Here is a 17,680-nt window from a genome sequence, read left to right as displayed (position 1 = left end):
TCAGTCATCCCCATGTTGCCATTCCGACCACGGGCTATCAGCCGATTGTGGTCTGTAACGGCGATCGTAATCAGCGGCGTAAAGGCGGCTTTCGGTGAAGTCACTGGCGCCGATCGCGGGGCCCACAAGGATCAACGCGGTGCGCGCGATGCCGGGATCCATGGCGCTTTCCAACCCGCCAAGTTTGGCGCGGATGATTTTCTCATCCGGCCAAGAGGCGCGGTAGACCACGGCCACCGGGCAATCGGCCCCGTAATGGGGCACCAATTCGGTTACCACCTGTGCCAGATTTCCAATCGACAGATGGAGTGCAAGTGTTGCACCGGTTGCGCCAAAATTTGCAAGGCTTTCACCCTCGGGCATTGAAGACGCGCGGCCCGGTATCCGTGTCAGGATCAAGGATTGCCCGACACCCGGCAAGGTCAGTTCTTGCCCCAAACTTGCGGCGGCGGCGGCGAAGGACGGCACACCGGGGGTGACGGTATACGGGATGCCCAAGGCTTCAAGCCTTCGGATCTGCTCCCCCATTGCGGACCACACGGACAGGTCGCCCGAATGCAGTCGCGCCACGTCTTTGCCCGCGTCATGGGCCACCGCGATGGAGCCGATGATATCCTCCAGCGACAAAGGCGCGGTGTTCACGATCTGCGCGCCTTCAGGACAATGATCCAGAATCGCTTCCGGCACCAAGGACCCCGCGTAAAGGCACACCGGGCAGGCGGCGATCAGGTCCCGTCCGCGCAACGTCAGAAGATCCGGCGCACCGGGGCCTGCGCCGATGAAATGGACTGTCATGTCTGGTCTCCCTGGGCCAATGCGCAGGTTGCCATTCGGTCAGCGGACACCACGCGCGCGGCCAATAATCGTGCGCCCGGACCCGCAGCCGCCAGAGCTGCCGCTTCTGCCACTGAGCCACTGTTGCGATTGTGTTGCGAGGCCTGGGACCGCGTCAGCGTGATCTGGGCCTCCAGCACATCTGCCTGGATTCCTGCAACGGGCACCTCGTGCCTCTCGGCTAACGTCACCATCGCCGGTGCAACAGCCTTGTCGGCCACCGTTGCAAAGAGCTGTGCCCCGACGCCTGCACGGTTCAGAGCGTCTTCCAAACTGGCAAGCGTCGCGGCAGCGCGAAATCCAAAACCGGCCACAATCATAACGTTACACTCCATTGCACAATGGGGTAGGCTGATGTCCAGCCGCGTTTGGACCCAAGCGGCATCGCATGCGCAATCTCGATCCGCATCAGAGTGCCGCCATGCGCCGCCTGTGCGGTTGCCAGCAAAGCCTCAGCCTCCAGCGTGACTGCGTTTGTCACAATCCGCGTGCCAGCAGGCAAGGCAACGACCCGGGCCACCAGGTCAGCGCAGAGCCCGCCGCCAATGAACACGGCGTCTGGCACCGGCAACGCGTCCAGCGCTTCAGGTGCTATGCCCGTCACTACAGAAATACGGTCTAATCCAAACGCGTCGGCATTCGCACGGATCAGCGCCACACGATCGGGCTGCATTTCAATTACACTGGCCGAGCAGGTTGAGTGCGCCAGGGCCCATTCCACCGCGATGGTGCCGGATCCACCGCCGATGTCCCATAAATGCTCTCCGGCGCGCGGTGCCAGAGCCGACAGCGTCAGGGCCCGCACAGGGCGTTTGGTCATCACACCGTCGGTTTCGTACAAGTCATCCGGGCGCCCTGATGTAAGCGGCACCACAATGCCGTTCCCGGCGACCTCAATCGCCACACAAACCGGATGCGAAAACCCGCCCTTGCAGGCCTCGGCGACCGAGACCCTGCTGATCTGTTCGCGTGGCCCGCCCAACGCCTCACAGATTGTCAATGTGCTGCCGCCGAAGCCAGCAGACGCAAGGTATGCCGCCAAGGCCGACACCGCCTTCCCGTCGAGCAACAGCACAATTGCCCGCAATCCCGGTGCCAGATACGGTCGAAGTCGCGCTAACGGGGCGGCATGGAGCCCGAGGCACAGTGTATCCTCCAAGGGCCACCCCAAATGCGATGCAGCCAGTGCGAAGGTGGACGGCGCAGGGAACGACCGCCACTCGCCGCGCTCAAACGCAGTTGAGATTGCGCGTCCGGCACCGAACCAAAACGGGTCCCGGACACGAGGACCACAACATTGCGGCCGCGCAACCCGCGTAACAGTTCAATCCCATCGACAAATGGTACCGGCCATTCGATCCGCTCGACACCCGTATCCGGCAAAAGTCCCAGATGGCGCGGTGGCCCCATGATGATTTCCGCGGCTTCAACTGCTTCTCTGCTTGCGGGCGAAAGGCCCGCCGGTCCATCTTCGCCCAGACCGACAATTGTGATCCACGGAGTTTCAACCATGATCCCGAACCTCCTGATCCTTGGCGGCACAACCGAGGCGACGGCCTTGGCCCGCGCTGTGGCCGAGGCCGGGATCGCGGGTATTGTGTCGTTCGCTGGCCGCGTTGCGCGGCCCGTGCGCCAACCCTTGCCCCAGCGGGTCGGCGGATTTGGCGGTGTATCGGGCCTTGCCGCTTATTTGCAGGATCAAGACATCACACATGTGGTCGACGCGACGCATCCGTTCGCCGCGCAGATGAGCAGAAATGCTATCGCCGCATGTGCTCAGACAGGTGTGCCGCTTGTGGCCCTGACCCGTGCGCCCTGGCTGCCTCGACCAGGCGATGCGTGGACCCATGTGGCCGATATTGCAGGCGCTGTTGCGGCACTTGATCACCCCAGAAAACGCGTCATGCTGGCCGTCGGACGTATGCATCTGGCCGAGTTCGCGCCGAACCCGCAGCACGTCTATCTTCTGCGCCTTGTCGATGCACCGGGCTTTGAGTTGCCTCTGCCGCATACCGAGGTTCTGGTGTCCCGCGGGCCGTTCACGCAAGCCGAGGATGAGGCGTTGATGCAGGCCCATTCCATTGATGTTGTCGTGTCGAAAAACGCGGGCGGCACGGGCGCTTATGCCAAGATCGCCGCAGCGCGCGCGCTTGGGCTTCCGGTCATCATGATCGGCCGGCCTTTCATTCCCGTTCGGCAAGAGGTCACCACACCGGCACAGGTTCTCAACTGGGTGTCTCATTGCGCCACCGACCGTGGCGTATAGACAAACGGCGCACCGTCCCGTGCGATGGCGCGGGTCAAGGAGGAGCCGACCAGAACGATTGTGCGCATATCCGCCATCTCAGGGGTTGCGTCATCCAAGGTGGTCACCCGCAATGTCTGATCGGGGGTGGAGACGGCGCGCGCGAAGATGATCACACGGCCCGGTTCGCAACATTCCCGCAGGATTGCCAATGTCCGGCCAAAGCCATCCGGGCGAGACCTGGAACGCGGGTTGTAGAACGCCATTGCGAAGTCGGCCTCAGCGGCAAGACGCAGACGGGTTTCGATCAAGCTCCAGGGTTTCAGGTTGTCAGACAGATTAATGGCGCAAAAGTCATGGCCCAATGGTGCGCCCGCCGCCGCCGCCGCCGCCAACATCGCGGTGATCCCCGGGATCACGCGGATGTCGAGATTGCACCAATCCGCAGGTCCGGCCTCGACCGCTTCAAACACCGCCGAGGCCATCGCAAAGACGCCGGGATCACCCGAACTGACGACCACAATGCGGCGACCGTCATCTGCCATCTGCAACGCATGGGTCGCGCGCTCCATCTCAACCCGGTTGTCACTTTCGTGCAGTACCAACCCGTCGCGGGGCGTGATGCGACGAACATAGGGAATGTAACCCACGATATCGGTCGCGGCCGCAATGGCGGCCTGCGCGTCGGGTGTAATCAATCCGTCCGCCCCCGGCCCAAGGCCGATTATGACAACCCATCCCGTCATGGGCGGCGGCCTTGCCCGTGCACAACGATGATCGAGAAATAGGGCAATGTCTCACCATCAAACTCTGACAACGGGCGCACGGTCTGCCCCTCCATGCTGGCATATTCCACCAAGATCGCACGGTTCGCTTTGCCGGCCTTCGCCAAGGCCCGCCGTACCTTCGGCAAGTTGCGGCCGATCTTCATGACGACCAGTGCATCAGCGCGGGTCATCGCATCTGTCAGGGCGGTTTCGTGCAGCGTGCCCATCACGGTCGAGAGGATATCATCCCCCCAAGTTATCGGCGCGCCAGAGGCTGTCCAAGCCGCCGACATTCCGGTGATCGCCGGGACAGTTTCCACGTCGCAGGTGGTCTGCAAGCGCGTGAACAAGTGCATAAACGAGCCATAAAAGAACGGGTCACCTTCGCACAGAACCACCACGTCTTCTCCAGATGATGACAGGTCGCACAACCGCTGCGTGCACTCAGAATAGAACTCCGACAGGATCGCGTTGTAACGTGGATCGCTAAGCGGGATTTCTGTTGTGACTGGATATTCCATCGCAAATTCAATGGCATCTGGGCGCAGCATCCCGTCCACAATCGAGCGTGCGCGGCCTTTTCGCCCAAGCTTGCGAAAGAAGGCGATGTGCCTGGAGTTGCGGACCAGACGGTCGGCCCGGACGCTCATCAGGTCCGGGTCACCCGGCCCAAGGCCCACTCCATAGATGATCCCCTTGGCCCGGGCGCTCATTCCGTGCGGCTCGCGATGGCGTTGATGGCAGCAACGGTGATGGCCGAACCACCAAGCCGGCCCTCTACAATCAGCGATGGCACGGGTGCTGCCGCCCACAGCGCCTCCTTGCTTTCGCGCGCACCGACGAAGCCAACCGGGCATCCGATGATCGCCGCAGGGCGCGGGCATGCGGGATCTTCCAGCATCTCCAGCAAATGGAACAGAGCAGTCGGTGCGTTTCCGATGGCCACCACTGCGTCCTGCAGACGATCGCGCCACAGCTCCAATGCCGCGGCCGACCGGGTTGTGCCCAAAGCCGCAGCCATCTCAGGCACGCGTGGGTCACGTAGCGTACAGATCACGTCATTCTGCGCCGGCAACCGTTTGCGCGTGACGCCTTCGCTGACCATATAAGCGTCGCAAAAGATCGCTGCCCCATTTTCCAACGCATCGCGCGCGACGGATACCATGCCCGGAGCAATTTGGACATGGCCCTCCAAACCCACAAGACCAGCGGCGTGGATCATGCGCACGACGACCTGCTCTTCATCCGGTACGAAACCTGTCAGATCGGCTTCGGCCCGAATTGTCGCGAAACTCTCCTGATAAATCGCGACGCCGTTCTTTTCATATTCATAAGGCATGTTCAGTCTTGGAAATCCTTGGGGGTTACCTCGGCGAGGATCAGGTCTGCGGGCAACCCGCGCTTGCTTGGCGCATCCCATGGCGCGCCTTTGCTGACAAGGTCGAACCCATCTTTCGTAGTGACCAGCGTCCGGTCCGCTGCCTGCGGATGTGCACACCCTTTGATACAGCCCGACACGTGGAGTGTTTCGCCAGGTGGCAAGCCCGGGGCCAGCGCGCGCGCAATTGCGCGGGTTGGACCATTGGCCTGGGGGCATCCCGGCGCACCGGTGCAGGCATGAACCTTGAGAAGTGGATCATCCGGGGCGCAGAACCCGCGAGGAATTGCAAGCATCGGGCCCAGGGCCAGCAATTTACGGTTTGGCAGGATACGCAAAGCGGTCACTTCGCCCGCGCGCATAAAGTCTGCCACGACATGCGCGTCGAGTTGCCCGAACGGTGCACCCATCAGCGTCCCGTTGTTGCACGGGATTGCGGCAGGCACCGGCCGCCGCGCAACCTGGGCCCAATCGGGCGGCAATATGGCCGACCGCAAGTGTCGCGCCATGCGGCCTGCATTGCGCCCACCGGTCTCCACGAACCACGCGATCAGGTCTCGCAAAGCCTCCATAGCCGTCTCTGGCGTGACGGGCCGCCCCGCCGCCGCCCCGTCCGCCAAGAGGATCATTTCACCCTCATGACCAAGCTCGAACCGGATATCTGCCGGCGCGCCGGTCAGCCAGGGCATGTGTGCTGTATCAATGCAGTAACCAAATTTCGCAGGCAGATCAGGCAGGTCAGCAAGTGTGTCCATCAACGCCCGCGCCAGCTTGTGAGTCCGATCACCCATCTGCCAATCCGGGGTCATCACCAGATTGCGGCGGCTTTCCTGCGCAGGATCCACGTCCAACAGATCCGCTGCCAAAAGCGCCGCGATCACGGCGTCGTGGTCCCGCTCCGCCACACCTCTGATTTGCACATTCGCGCGGTTTGTCAGCTCCAGCGTGCCGGATCCGAAACGCTCGGCCACGTTACAAAGGGCGAGGGTTTGGGCCGCGCTCAACTGACCCATCCACGGACGTATGCGCACCACTAAACCGTCTCCCGAAACCATCGGGCGGTACGCTCCCGGACACCATCCCTTGACCAGCGGGGCGCTCATTCCGCAGCCTCCATATCCGCAAGGATTGAGTTACGACGTGACTGCCAGAGGCCTGCGGCATGGAGCGCTGCGAAACGATCACGCATCGCGGCCAGCGCATCGGGGTTGGCGTCCTGCAAAAAGGCCGTAACGTCTGCTTGCCCCAGCGTGGCGTCATAATAGAGGTCGAACAGATGCGACGGGACCACACGGGCGAGCTGTGCGAAGGACGCCATGTTTTCAAGCGTTGCGGCAATTTCCGCCGCCCCCCGAAATCCGTGGCGGCGCATTCCGGTGATCCAGTCAGGGTTGGCGGCACGCGCCATAACCACACGGGCGATCTCTTCGGTCAGACCGCGCGCGCGGGGCTGTGCGGGGTCAGTGACATCCAGATGGTAAGCCTTCGCCGACCCGCCCGTGACAGCCTGCGCCGCAAGAAAGCCTGCCTCGTGGGTGGCGTAATCCTCTGCCAGAAGAATGTCCGTTTCCGGCAGATCCTGAAGGTGCACAAACGCATCCGCCTTTGCCACATGGGCGCGCAATCCGTCTGCATCCAACTGCACGTCTTCGCCGTCCAACGCGTAACTGGATGCCGCCAGCCATGCTTCTCCGGCAGCGACTTGTGCGGCTTGGGAATAATCGCCGATCTGTGGCCCCATCCCGACGCCAAAGCTGCCCGGTGCCGGGCCAAAAACGCGGGCCGCATCGGCGCCGACATAGGGGTTCCAATCCGGCGCCTCGTCGCGGGCTGATAATGCCCGTGTCGCCTGGTTGAACAAAGTCGAAAGCGTTGGAAACACGTCGCGAAACAGGCCCGAGACCCGCAGCGTCACGTCGATGCGAGGGCGATCCAATTCGGCTATCGGCACCACTTCGATACCCGAAACCCGCTCCGACCCCTCGTCCCAAACGGGCCGTACACCCAACAAGACCAGCGCCATTGCAAATTCCTCGCCTGCTGTACGCATAGTGGCCGAGCCCCATAGATTCACGATCAGGCCTTTCGGCCAATCGCCGTCCTCCTGGAGATGGTGGCGCATCAACTCATCCGCCATCGCGATGCCCTGTGTATAGGCAGCACGCGACGGCACGGATCGCGGGTCTGTCGTGTAAAGGTTGCGTCCTGTGGGCAACACGTCGCCGCGCCCTCGATACGGCGAGCCCGCCGGTCCCGCAGCGACCCGCTTGCCGTCCAACGCATCAATCAACGCTGCCCGTTCGCTGGCCGCTGACGGCGCGCTGTCAAACACAGTTTGCCCATGCTCGGGGCGGCCCCATACATGCAGGCCATCGCCGAACTGGCTGTCCTTTACGTCACACACAAACCGATCAATCCGGGTGATCGCCTCGGCAGAGCATGATGCGGCCTCCAGCCCAAGGTCGCCCTCAACGCCCAAGGCCTGCGCTTCGGTGCGAATATCCTCCTGCAATCGATCGCGACGCTTTGGATCAAGCCCGTCCGCATTGGAGAATTCGTCCAGCAAGGCTTCCAGGCGCACCAGACGCGTTGGTGTCTTTGATGCCTTCATCGGTGGCGGCACGTGGCCCAAGGTGATCGCGCCAATGCGACGTTTGGCCTGCGCAGCCTCGCCAGGATCGTTGACGATGAAAGGGTAGATCACCGGCAGGGAGCCGACCAGCGCATCAGGCCAGCAAATGTCTGACAAAGCGACGGATTTGCCGGGCAACCATTCCAGCGTGCCGTGGGCCCCGATGTGAACCAGCGCCTGTGCATGGGCCTGCATCCAGAGATAAAATGCAACGTATCCGTGGCAGGGCACGCGGGCGAGATCGTGATATTCTGTGTCGCGCAATGACGGCGTGCCGCGTTCTGGCTGAAGCGCCACCAGCATATTGCCGCGCCGCAGGATCGGTAAACTAAGCCCACCATTATTGGCATTCGCATCATCTGTGGGCGCGCCCCAAGCGTCGGCCAGATCGTTGCGCAACCTGGCAGGCAGGCGTTCCAACGCCGCCTCATACTCGGCTATCGGCCAGACAAGAGAGGCATTTTGCAAATCCGCACCAGTGATGCCACCGGACACGCCATGCCCGGCCTCGGCCAGATCGTCCAGGATCGCGTTTGCCGAAGCAATCGCATCCAGCCCAACAGCATGGGCGATGTTCCAATCCCGCCCCGGATACGTGGACAAGATCAAAGCAAATTCACGGTCCTTCACCTGGGTGGTGGCGAGATGATGCCAGGCCGCAACCCGTGCGGCCACAGCATTCACCCGCTCGACATGGGCCGTATGAATATAGCGCGCGAATTGTAAATCCGCGTCCCGAACCTGTGGCTCTTTGAACGACGCGACCCCGGCAAACAGCCGCCCATCCACCTCTGGCAACACCACATGCATTGCCAGATCAGCGGGGGACAAACCACGCTCTGCCTTGGTCCAGGCGTCCTCACCTGATGTGGCCAAAGCGATCTGAAAAACCGGGACATTCGCCATATCCAACGGCGAGGTTCCGTCCGCATTTTTGCCGGAGAACGAGGTGGCATTCACAATCGCAACGGGAGCCAGAAGCGCAACTTGCCGTGCCATCCATTCCGCCGCATCAGGAGCCTTCAGCGACGGCGCGAAAAGCCCCATTACTTCGAAACCCCGGGCCCTGAGCGCGTCAAAGAGCACGCATAAAGGCGCCAGGTCATCGGACACAAGATAGGACCGATAGAACGTCACCAACACCAATGGGCTGGCTCTGCCCGCCAGCACCGGGCAACACAGCCCGTCCTCCGGCGTCCATCCACCTACATTTGGTAGCCCCTTTGCACCCTCAACGGGCCCTGCGTAAAGCCCGGAGGCCAAGGCCATCTGTGCCAATGCGGCCTGTGCCGCGACCTCGCCCCCTGCGTCGCACAGATGTTGCAGGCGCCGCAGGGTGGAGACCGGTAGGGTTGATTTATCATCCAGCCGCGTATCTTCGCGCCCGTCCGCTGGCAGTACCGCCAAGGCTATGCCCTGCGCGCGCGCCAGAGTTTCGATCTGTTGCAAGCCGTAGGGCCAATACGGCACCCCACCAATCAGCCGGATCAGGATGCCCTTCGCACCCGCCAGCGTCTGCTCGATATAGGTGTCGACCGACAGCGGATGCTTGAGCGCTGCGATATTCGCCAGCCGCAACGATGGCAAGCCACCGCCCGCCCTGTGCCAGCCTGCCGCAAAAGCCCCGAGGTCAGAATCCGAGAGGCTGAGCACGACCAGTTCCGCCGGCGTTTGCGCCAGATCGGTTGGGGTCTCTGTCTCCTCTAACCCGTGGCTTTCGCGAAACACGACGTGCATGGCATGTTACTCGGCGGCAGCCTGCGCGGGCACGAGGACGGCGCGGATGGCCTGGGCTGACACATCGTCATGTTCGGCGATCACCACCAGACGCCCCATGCGCGGCTCATCCGCGCCCCAGGGACGGTCGTATTGGTGTCGCACGCGCGCGCCCACGGCCTGCACCAACAGGCGCATCGGCTTGCCTGCAACGCTGGCGTAGCCTTTGACACGCAGAATGTTCTGAGTGTTGGCGAGATCCTCAATGCGTCTGACCAGTTCAAGCGGATCAGTGATATCGGGGATGTCGATCACGATGCTCTCGAAGTCATCATGCTCGTGGTCGTCATGGCTGTCATGGTGCGACGGGCGGGCGTCCATATCATCTTCTGCAGCCGCCTCCAGCCCGAGGATTACGCGCGGATCGATGGCGCCTTCGGCAACCTCCACGACGGGCAGCGGGCGGGGGGCCTCTGCCGCGATGATTTCTTTCGCCTTCGCCACACCCTCCGGGCCTGCGAGGTCGGGCTTCGTCAGAAGGATGATATCGGCGCAGGATATCTGGTCCTCGAACACCTCGGACAGAGGCGTTTCGTGGTCGATGCTGTCATCGGCAAGACGCTGCGCGTCCACCTTCGCCACGTCAGGCGCGAAGCGGCCAGCGGCGACAGCCTCGGCATCGGCGAGTGCGATAACGCCATCGACGGTGATTTTGGAGCGGATATCAGGCCAGTTGAAGGCCTTCAGGAGCGGTTTGGGCAGGGCCAGGCCGGACGTCTCGATCAAGATATGCTCAGGCCGCGGGTCCAGCGCCATAAGCGCCTCGATCGTCGGGATGAAATCATCGGCGACGGTGCAGCAGATGCATCCGTTGGCGAGTTCCATGATGTTCTCGGCGGGGCAGTCAGGAATCGCGCAGCCCTTGAGGATTTCGCCATCGACGCCGACGTCTCCGAACTCGTTGACCACAACCGCCAGACGTTTGCCGCCGGGATTCTGCATGAGGTGAGAGATCAGCGTCGTCTTGCCCGACCCAAGGAAGCCAGTGACAACGGTGACAGGAAGTTTTGCGAGGTCAGCCATGCTCAGGCCTCCTTGGATGTGACCGGCGGTATCCGCGCGATACAGTTGCGTTTGAAGTGTTCGGGGCGCGCGCGCCACGGGATCAGGCCGTTGTCTGTGCTATGATAAAGGGCAATTCCCTCAGCCAGCATGTCCGGATGCGACGCCTCAAGGAAGTTTCCGTAAACATATGTCCAGCGCGCGTCGCCGCCGCGGATGGCCACGGAACAGCCGCTGTCACAGTTTTGCAGGCACTCCATCGGGCGGATCGTGACGCCCTCTGGCATATCCCGCTGGACCAGCGCGTCATAGAGCTTCTGGCCCGGGCGGTCCCCGTCTTCGGGCACATCCAGACCGCGCAGGCACTTGACGCAGACCAGCACTTCGGTCGGTGCATGTTCCTCAATGGTATCCATCTATCCTCCTCCGGGACACCCCGCCCGGGTTTTGCGTTGCGATCAAGATGGCAGGTCTCCTGGCTCGCGGGTCAAAACGGTCCTTGCGCCTTCCCAAATCCACCCGGATTCAGTGGCATACGCAGGTCCGCTCACCGCTTACAGTTGCGGGGGCAGCCGCGGTATCACACCGCGTTCCCTCTTAGGCCATTGGCTTGCGCCGCAGGCACCATCGGGGAAAACCCTGTTCATGGGCATGCGGGCTTGTCAATCTGTACGATTGCCGCCAAGCCTTCGGACCAGAAGATCAGGAGCCCGACCATGAGTGATGACAACGCCCGCCACGCCGAGAAGATGCGCAGGATTAAAGCCGCACGCGACAAGATGATGGAGACCAAGACCGAGGAGAAGGGTCTGATCATGGTCCATACAGGACCGGGCAAGGGCAAGTCGTCGAGCGGTTTTGGCATGGTCATGCGGTCGATCCAGCATGGTATGGGCTGCGCTGTGGTGCAGTTCATCAAGGGCAATTGGGAGACCGGAGAGAAGAGCTTCCTGCGCGCGCGTTTCGCCGATGAGTGCCGGTTTTTCGTATCCGGCGAGGGCTTTACCTGGGAAACGCAGGACAAGGAGCGGGACATCGCGGCAGCTCAGAATGGCTGGAAGATCGCGCAGGAGCAGATCCTGGACCCCGCGATTGATTTTGTCCTGCTGGACGAGATCAACATCGCCCTGCGCTATGATTATCTGGATATCGACGAGGTGGTGGACTTCCTGCTGAGCCAAAAGCCCGCAATGACCCATGTGTGCCTGACAGGGCGCAATGCCAAGCCCGAGCTGATCGAGGCGGCGGACTTGGTGACTGAGATGACGTTGGTGAAACATCCCTTCCGTGACGGCGTCAAGGCACAGAAGGGCGTGGAGTTCTGAATGCCCAAGATCGACGCGCCACGGATTGAAGAGGGCGGCGACGAAACAGGGCGCTTCCGGGCAGAGTTGCTAAGCGACACCGGCGGGCTGACTCAATTCGGCGCGTTCATCGAGACGCTCTGGCCCGAGGCTGCGTCGTCCAAATCCCACTGGCATCGGTCCGAGGATGAAATGGTATATGTGCTGGACGGCGTCATAACGTTGATCGAAGGCGGTGTGGTGACAGAACTTCACACCGGGGACACGGCCTGTTTCAAGGCGGGCCTGGCGGTCGGGCATCATCTGGAAACCGTTCGAATATACCGGCGCGGTATCTGGTGATCGGCACCCGCTCAGGCGATGATGTCGTGACCTATGCGGTGACGGGCGAGAGCGTGACGATCACAAACGGCGAGAAGATTTACCGCGATGCGGACGGGGTCGAGACGGCGCGCAAGCCGTATCATGGGTCCTGACCCTAGCTGTTCAATCCGGAAAACCAGAAGCTGACCTGATGCGATACACTCTATCAGATAGAGTTGCATATCACGGGACCAGTATTGTGGACCCTGTGGTTTTCCGGGCCTCCAGCGCCCGGTGTGCCTCGGCCACATCGGTCAGCGGAAACTGCTGATCAATGCGGATTTTGACATCTCCGGCGATGACTTTCCCGAACAGTTCCGCCGCCATCTTCTGACAGGTTTCATGTTCGGAGATATGGGTGAAAAGCATCGGGCGGGTGATCTTCAGAGAGCCTTTTGCCCCCAGGGTGGCCAGCGAAAATGGCGGAACCGGGCCAGAGGCGTTTCCGAATGAGATCATCATTCCCAGAGGTTTCAGGCTGTCCAGAGACCCCTCGAATGTATCGGCCCCGACCGCATCCATCACCACATCAACCCCGGCGCCGCCGGTGATCTCCTGCACCCGCGCAACCCAGTCCTCGTTTCGGTAATTGATGCAATGGCTCGCCCCATGTTCCAGCGCCAGGGCACATTTCTCATCCGTTCCGGCGGTTCCGATCAGGGTGATCCCTTCCGATCGCGCCCATTGGCAGGCAATCAGGCCCACGCCGCCCGCTGCGGCGTGAAACAGCACGGTATCGCCTTTGGCAACCGGTGTTGTGCGGCGGAAAAGATAGTGGACCGTCAGACCTTTCAGCATCATCGCCGCGCCCTCTTCAAAAGAGATCGCATCGGGCAGGGGGCAGACCTGCGCGGCAGACATCACCCGCGCTTCGCAATACGCGCCTGACGGGGCTGCCGCATAGGCGGCGCGATCCCCTGTTTTCAGATGGGTCACGCCTTCCCCCACAGCCTCGATCATGCCTGCGGCCTCCATCCCCAATGCGTGCGGAAGATCCATCGGGTAAAGGCCGCTCCGCTGATAGACGTCAATGAAATTGAGGCCACAGGCGTGATGCCGAATGCGTATCTCGCCCGGCCCCGGGTTGCCCACATCACGATCCACCAGTCTGAACATCTCTGGCCCGCCATGTTCTTCAATCACCACCGTTTTTGCCATATCGGCCTCCCGTTCTGTTATCTGACACATTACCCATAGACCGCATCGCGTCGAGGGCGCTTTGATTCCGGTGCTCAAACTGCTACCTGCGCCATGCGTATGATTTAAGGGCTGAAAATGGATCATTTCCTCTATCGCGACGGTATTCTTCATGCAGAAGACGTGCCTTTGCCCGGTATCGCGGCAGAGGTCGGCACGCCGTTCTATGTGTATTCCACGGCGACCCTGACCCGGCATTACACCCTTTTCAAAGAAGCGCTTGAAGGGCTGCCGAACCTTGTCTGCTATGCGATGAAATCCAACAGCAATCAGGCGGTTATCAAGGTCCTGGCCGATCTGGGGGCGGGTATGGATGTTGTGTCAGGGGGCGAATATCTGCGCGCCAGGGCGGCGGGTGTTCCCGGCGCACGTATCGTTTTTTCCGGCATCGGCAAAACGGCAGAGGAAATGCGTTTGACGTTGGAGGGCGGCATCCGGCAGTTCAATGTCGAATCCGAACCGGAACTGGAGGTGCTGAGCCAGGTGGCGGTGTCCCTTGGCAAAACTGCGCCCATCACCATTCGCGTCAACCCGGATGTGGATGCCAGAACCCATGCCAAAATTGCCACCGGCAAATCCGAGAATAAATTCGGCATTCCCATCGCCCGCGCGCGGGAGGTTTATGCGCTTGCCGCCAGGTTGCCGGGGCTTCAGATCGTCGGCATTGATGTGCATATCGGCAGTCAGCTGACCGATCTTGCACCGTTTGAGGCCGCATATCTGAAAACTGTGGAACTGACCCGGATGCTTCGCGCAGATGGTCATGACATCAGGCGGCTGGATCTGGGCGGCGGGCTTGGCATTCCCTATGAACGTTCCAACACCGCGCCGCCTTTGCCGACCGAATATGGTGCATTGATCAAGCGGATCACCGGCGATCTGGATGTGGAGGTCGAGATTGAACCGGGTCGCCTGATCTCGGGCAATGCGGGGCTGATGGTTGCGGGTCTGATCTATGTGAAACATGGGGAGGGCCGCGATTTCCTGATCCTTGATGCGGCGATGAATGATTTGATCCGCCCGGCGATGTATGACGCCCATCATGACATCATTCCCGTGATCGAGCCTGAACCGGGCGTCGAACAGGCCCCCTATGATATCGTCGGCCCGGTCTGCGAAAGCGGGGATACCTTTACAAAACAGCGCCATATGCCGCCGCTTGATGCGGGCGATCTGCTGGCGTTCCGGTCTGCCGGGGCCTATGGCGCGGTGATGTCGAGCGAATATAACACCCGGCCCCTGATCCCCGAGGTCCTGGTGAAGGGTGATCACTTTGCGGTCATCCGCCCAAGGCCGACATTTGACGATATCATTAATCGCGATATCGTTCCTGAATGGCTATGATGCCTGAAACAGCACGCTGAACCCGAAACATCACCCTGAAAGGGATCATGACGGATCATCCCCCTTCCATCGATGCCGCCTTGCGGCGTCTGGTCTGGCCCCTGCGCCTGACCCGGCTGGGCATGGTGGCCGAACGCGCGGTGCGGGCGTTCTGGCCGGTCTGGACGATCCTGTTCATGATTTTTGCCGCCTTGGCCTTCGGGGTCGCGGATGCCCTGCCGGCGCTGGCCCTGTGGGGCATGCTGCTGGGTGCATTGGCCGGGGTGATCTGGGTCACGGTCAAAGGGGCGCGCAGGTTCATCCTGCCAAGCCGGGCCGAGGCGCTGGACAGGCTTGACCGGACATTGCCGGGACGCCCGATCACGGCGCTGATCGACAGGCCGGCGGTGGGCGCCGATGACCCGGCATCGCAATCTGTCTGGGCCGCCCATGTGGCGCAAATGGCCGCGCGCGTGGCCGAGGCCCATGCGCCCGAACCCGATCTGCGGATTTCCGACCGTGACCCCTATGGGTTGCGCTTCGTGGCCGCGACGGCCTTTGTCATGGCGCTTGTGTTCGGTACGGTCTGGCGGGTCGGTGCGCTGGGTGAGGCGGCTGTAGGCCCCGGTGCGGTGGTGATCAATGGGCCAAGCTGGGAAGGCTGGGTGGAGCCGCCGCTTTATACCGGTCTGCCCTCGCTTTACCTCAACGATATCACGCAAGACGCGTTCGAGGCCCCCGCCGGGTCGCGCATCACCCTGCGCTTCTATGGGGAGCTTGGCGCGCTGAGCCTGCGCCAGAGCGTGATGGATGCGCCCCCGACCGAAGAGACAGACACCACCGCCGCGGCGCAGGATCTTGTTTTGCTGCGCTCCGGTGAGGTGGCGATTGACGGGCCAAACGGGCGCAGCTGGCAGATTTCCATGGTGGCGGATCAGCCACCCGCCGTGGCGCTGGAGGGGGAGGTGACCGGTGTGCCACCCGGGCAGATGCAGTTCACCTATATCGCCACGGATGATTACGGGGTGATCTCGGGCGAGGCGGAGCTGGTGCTGAATGCGGAGGCCGCCGACCGGCGGTTCGGTCTGGCCGTGGACCCGGAACCGCGCGCGGCGCTGGTGCTGGACCTGCCGATGCCGTTTGCAGGCTCCCGCGCGGAATTTTCGGAGCTTCTGGTTGAAGACCTGTCGCAGCATCCCTTTGCCAACCTGCCGGTAACCCTGACCTTGAATGTTGTCGATGATGCGGGCCAGATCGGGACGATCCGCGAAAACATTGCCCGCCTGCCCGGACGCCGGTTCTTTGATCCGCTGGCCAATGCGATCATCGAACAGCGGCGCGATATCCTGTGGTCCCGGGAAAATGCCCCGCGTGCGGCGCAGATCCTGCGCGCGATCAGCCATCGCCCGGAAGGTGTGTTCGATGATGAGGGCGCCTATCTGATGGTGCGCACCGCGATCCGGCGTCTGGAAAGCGGGGTGGACAGCCTGTCGGCCGAGACCCGCGATCAGGTGGCGGAAATCCTCTGGAATGCGGCGCTTCAGCTTGAAGAGGGCAATCTGGCCGATGCGCTGGAACGGCTGCGCCGGGCGCAGGATCGTCTGGCCGAGGCGATGCGCCAGGGGGCCAGTGACGAGGAAATCGCCCAACTGATGGATGAGCTGCGTCAGGCGATGGATGATTACATGCAGCAGCTGGCCGAGAATGCCCAGCCCGGCGAAGACCGGCCCGATGACGGGGAGACCATGGAAATGTCCATGGCCGATCTTGATGAAATGCTGCGCCGGATTGAGGAGTTGATGCAGCAGGGCCGGATGGCCGAGGCGCAGGAGATGCTGGATGCCCTGCGCCAGATGATGGAGAATATGCAGATCACCCAAGGCGAGGGCGGCGATGGCCCGCAGACCCCCGGTGAACAGGCGATGCAGGATTTGCAGGATACGCTGCGCGACCAGCAGGATCTGAGCGATGACAGCTTTCAGGAGTTGCAGGACCAGTTCAATCCGGGTCGCCCGAACCCGCAGCAGGACCAGCAGGGGCAGCAGAATCCGCAAGGTCAGCAGAACCAGCCGGGGCAACAGCCCGGGCAGCAGGGACAAGAGGGCCAACAGGGTCAGCAAGGTCGACCGGGACAACCCGGTCAGGGCGGGCAAAGCGGCCCCGGGGAACAAACCGATCAGGGCGAAGCCGGCACGCCCGGGGGTCAGCCCGGCCAACCCGGCGGCCAGCAGGGGCAGGGCCGGGGCGGCGAGAATGACGGGCGCAGCCTGGCCGAACGGCAGGAGGATTTGCGACGCCAGCTGGAAGAGCAGGCCTTCAACCTGCCCGGCGAAGGCACCGAGGGCGGGGAGGCCGCGCGTCAGGCGCTGGAAGATGCAGAGCGTGCGATGGATGAGGCCGCCGAGGCCCTGGGCCGGGGCGATCTGGCAGATGCGCTTGACAGCCAGTCAGAGGCGATGGAAGCGCTGCGTGAAGGCATGGGCGAATTGGGCCGGGCGCTTGCACAGGACAGCGGCCTTGAGGATCCGGGTCAGGGGCAGGCCGACGGCACCGCGCCCGCCGATGATCGCCCGTTGCAGGACCCGCTGGGCCGTCAGGCCGGCAATGCGGGTGCTTTCGGGTCGGAAGAGGGGTTTGATCAGCGCGAAGAGGCGTTCCGCCGTGCCCGTGAGCTGCTGGATGAGATCCGCCGCCGCTCGGCAGAGCAGGACCGGCCCGATATAGAGCTGGACTATCTGCGCAGGCTGCTGGATCAGTTCTGATCCTGGAGCTTGTCGGGGGTTGCAGCCCTGTGGCATCGGCACCTGTTGCCATTCATCTTTCGGCTTGAATGCGCCTTTTGACAGGCGCGGATTCAGG

Annotated in this window: 16 protein-coding genes, 1 pseudogene and 1 riboswitch; of the genes and pseudogenes, 6 read left to right on the top strand and 11 right to left on the bottom strand. The window is 62.3% G+C overall.

Annotated features, from left to right (window positions below):
- From cobM to cbiE, 3 genes and pseudogenes are all read right to left on the bottom strand, one after another.
- A complete protein-coding gene (cobM, locus tag E2K80_RS13870) occupies window positions 1–795 on the bottom strand; it encodes a precorrin-4 C(11)-methyltransferase (RefSeq protein WP_135375538.1) in 795 nt (264 codons plus the stop codon).
- Window positions 792–1,154, bottom strand: coding sequence for a cobalamin biosynthesis protein (locus E2K80_RS13865; protein ID WP_135375537.1), 363 nt, complete (start codon window positions 1,152–1,154; stop codon window positions 792–794). Before E2K80_RS13865 ends, cobM begins: the two co-directional genes overlap by 4 nt.
- Window positions 1,151–2,346 (bottom strand): annotated as a pseudogene (gene cbiE / locus E2K80_RS13860) (precorrin-6y C5,15-methyltransferase (decarboxylating) subunit CbiE). The gene E2K80_RS13865 and the pseudogene cbiE overlap by 4 nt, the downstream one beginning before the upstream one ends.
- Here cbiE and E2K80_RS13855 point away from each other — a divergent pair.
- On the top strand, window positions 2,345–3,100 hold the full coding sequence (locus tag E2K80_RS13855; RefSeq protein ID WP_135375536.1) for a cobalt-precorrin-6A reductase: 756 nt from the start codon (window positions 2,345–2,347) through the stop codon (window positions 3,098–3,100). The pseudogene cbiE and the gene E2K80_RS13855 overlap by 2 nt on opposite strands.
- Here E2K80_RS13855 and cobJ read toward each other — a convergent pair.
- From cobJ to E2K80_RS13820, 7 genes are read right to left on the bottom strand one after another with little or no spacing between them, the layout of a single operon-like run.
- On the bottom strand, window positions 3,073–3,825 hold the full coding sequence (gene cobJ, locus E2K80_RS13850; RefSeq protein WP_135375535.1) for a precorrin-3B C(17)-methyltransferase: 753 nt from the start codon (window positions 3,823–3,825) through the stop codon (window positions 3,073–3,075). The two genes, E2K80_RS13855 and cobJ, sit on opposite strands and share 28 nt — an antisense overlap.
- The gene (gene cobI, locus E2K80_RS13845; protein WP_135375534.1) at window positions 3,822–4,559 is read right to left on the bottom strand and encodes a precorrin-2 C(20)-methyltransferase; all 738 of its coding nucleotides are present in this window, start codon (window positions 4,557–4,559) and stop codon (window positions 3,822–3,824) included. Before cobI ends, cobJ begins: the two co-directional genes overlap by 4 nt.
- On the bottom strand, window positions 4,556–5,185 hold the full coding sequence (locus E2K80_RS13840) for a precorrin-8X methylmutase (RefSeq protein WP_135375533.1): 630 nt from the start codon (window positions 5,183–5,185) through the stop codon (window positions 4,556–4,558). The genes cobI and E2K80_RS13840 overlap by 4 nt, the downstream gene beginning before the upstream one ends.
- Window positions 5,186–5,187: 2 nt before the next feature.
- Window positions 5,188–6,279: a cobalamin biosynthesis protein CobG gene (locus E2K80_RS13835; RefSeq protein WP_274379224.1), complete on the bottom strand. Its 1,092-nt coding sequence runs from the start codon at window positions 6,277–6,279 to the stop codon at window positions 5,188–5,190.
- A gap of 44 nt (window positions 6,280–6,323) precedes the next feature.
- A complete protein-coding gene (gene cobN / locus E2K80_RS13830) occupies window positions 6,324–9,593 on the bottom strand; it encodes a cobaltochelatase subunit CobN (protein WP_135375531.1) in 3,270 nt (1,089 codons plus the stop codon).
- 6 nt (window positions 9,594–9,599) lie between these two features.
- Entirely contained in the window at window positions 9,600–10,655 is a 1,056-nt protein-coding gene (gene cobW, locus E2K80_RS13825; protein ID WP_135375530.1) for a cobalamin biosynthesis protein CobW, read from the bottom strand.
- Between the two features lie 2 nt (window positions 10,656–10,657).
- The gene (locus E2K80_RS13820) at window positions 10,658–11,050 is read right to left on the bottom strand and encodes a DUF1636 family protein (RefSeq protein WP_135375529.1); all 393 of its coding nucleotides are present in this window, start codon (window positions 11,048–11,050) and stop codon (window positions 10,658–10,660) included.
- Between the two features lie 32 nt (window positions 11,051–11,082).
- A riboswitch (cobalamin riboswitch) is annotated at window positions 11,083–11,278 on the bottom strand.
- 72 nt (window positions 11,279–11,350) lie between these two features.
- On the opposite strand from E2K80_RS13820, the gene cobO reads away from it, so the two are divergent.
- Genes cobO through E2K80_RS19330 form a run of 3 tightly spaced genes read left to right on the top strand, consistent with a single transcriptional unit; the run spans window position 11,351 to window position 12,414 of the window.
- The gene (gene cobO / locus E2K80_RS13815) at window positions 11,351–11,959 is read left to right on the top strand and encodes a cob(I)yrinic acid a,c-diamide adenosyltransferase (protein ID WP_135375528.1); all 609 of its coding nucleotides are present in this window, start codon (window positions 11,351–11,353) and stop codon (window positions 11,957–11,959) included.
- A complete protein-coding gene (locus tag E2K80_RS13810) occupies window positions 11,960–12,280 on the top strand; it encodes a cupin domain-containing protein (RefSeq protein WP_210405393.1) in 321 nt (106 codons plus the stop codon).
- On the top strand, window positions 12,277–12,414 hold the full coding sequence (locus tag E2K80_RS19330; protein WP_210405392.1) for a hypothetical protein: 138 nt from the start codon (window positions 12,277–12,279) through the stop codon (window positions 12,412–12,414). Before E2K80_RS13810 ends, E2K80_RS19330 begins: the two co-directional genes overlap by 4 nt.
- Window positions 12,415–12,484: 70 nt before the next feature.
- On the opposite strand, the gene E2K80_RS13805 is transcribed toward E2K80_RS19330, so the two are convergent.
- Window positions 12,485–13,459 carry a quinone oxidoreductase family protein gene (locus E2K80_RS13805; RefSeq protein ID WP_135375527.1) on the bottom strand — a complete coding sequence of 325 codons (975 nt, stop codon included), beginning with the start codon at window positions 13,457–13,459 and terminating at the stop codon, window positions 12,485–12,487.
- 117 nt (window positions 13,460–13,576) lie between these two features.
- Between E2K80_RS13805 and lysA the strand changes: the two genes are divergently transcribed.
- Window positions 13,577–14,842, top strand: a complete 1,266-nt coding sequence (gene lysA / locus E2K80_RS13800) for a diaminopimelate decarboxylase (protein ID WP_135375526.1) — start codon at window positions 13,577–13,579, stop codon at window positions 14,840–14,842.
- A 47-nt stretch (window positions 14,843–14,889) separates the two neighbouring features.
- Window positions 14,890–17,583 (top strand): DUF4175 domain-containing protein, encoded by a 2,694-nt coding sequence (locus E2K80_RS13795; protein WP_238475539.1) that lies wholly within the window; start codon window positions 14,890–14,892, stop codon window positions 17,581–17,583.
- Window positions 17,584–17,680 lie beyond the last annotated feature (97 nt).

It is taken from the genome of Rhodophyticola sp. CCM32, from assembly GCF_004751985.1.
In the GTDB taxonomy this organism is placed as follows: domain Bacteria; phylum Pseudomonadota; class Alphaproteobacteria; order Rhodobacterales; family Rhodobacteraceae; genus Rhodophyticola.
This window is presented reverse-complemented; position numbering and strand designations above follow the sequence as displayed.

Bases quoted from the DNA above. Each gene is read 5' to 3' on its own strand.
- cobM (WP_135375538.1), bottom strand. From the start codon at position 795: ATGACAGTCCATTTCATCGGCGCAGGCCCCGGTGCGCCGGATCTTCTG.
- E2K80_RS13865 (WP_135375537.1), bottom strand. From the start codon at position 1,154: ATGATTGTGGCCGGTTTTGGATTTCGCGCTGCCGCGACGCTTGCCAGT.
- E2K80_RS13855 (WP_135375536.1), top strand. From the start codon at position 2,345: ATGATCCCGAACCTCCTGATCCTTGGCGGCACAACCGAGGCGACGGCC.
- cobJ (WP_135375535.1), bottom strand. From the start codon at position 3,825: ATGACGGGATGGGTTGTCATAATCGGCCTTGGGCCGGGGGCGGACGGA.
- cobI (WP_135375534.1), bottom strand. From the start codon at position 4,559: ATGAGCGCCCGGGCCAAGGGGATCATCTATGGAGTGGGCCTTGGGCCG.
- E2K80_RS13840 (WP_135375533.1), bottom strand. From the start codon at position 5,185: ATGCCTTATGAATATGAAAAGAACGGCGTCGCGATTTATCAGGAGAGT.
- E2K80_RS13835 (WP_274379224.1), bottom strand. From the start codon at position 6,279: ATGGTTTCGGGAGACGGTTTAGTGGTGCGCATACGTCCGTGGATGGGT.
- cobN (WP_135375531.1), bottom strand. From the start codon at position 9,593: ATGCACGTCGTGTTTCGCGAAAGCCACGGGTTAGAGGAGACAGAGACC.
- cobW (WP_135375530.1), bottom strand. From the start codon at position 10,655: ATGGCTGACCTCGCAAAACTTCCTGTCACCGTTGTCACTGGCTTCCTT.
- E2K80_RS13820 (WP_135375529.1), bottom strand. From the start codon at position 11,050: ATGGATACCATTGAGGAACATGCACCGACCGAAGTGCTGGTCTGCGTC.
- cobO (WP_135375528.1), top strand. From the start codon at position 11,351: ATGAGTGATGACAACGCCCGCCACGCCGAGAAGATGCGCAGGATTAAA.
- E2K80_RS13810 (WP_210405393.1), top strand. From the start codon at position 11,960: ATGCCCAAGATCGACGCGCCACGGATTGAAGAGGGCGGCGACGAAACA.
- E2K80_RS13805 (WP_135375527.1), bottom strand. From the start codon at position 13,459: ATGGCAAAAACGGTGGTGATTGAAGAACATGGCGGGCCAGAGATGTTC.
- lysA (WP_135375526.1), top strand. From the start codon at position 13,577: ATGGATCATTTCCTCTATCGCGACGGTATTCTTCATGCAGAAGACGTG.
- E2K80_RS13795 (WP_238475539.1), top strand. From the start codon at position 14,890: ATGACGGATCATCCCCCTTCCATCGATGCCGCCTTGCGGCGTCTGGTC.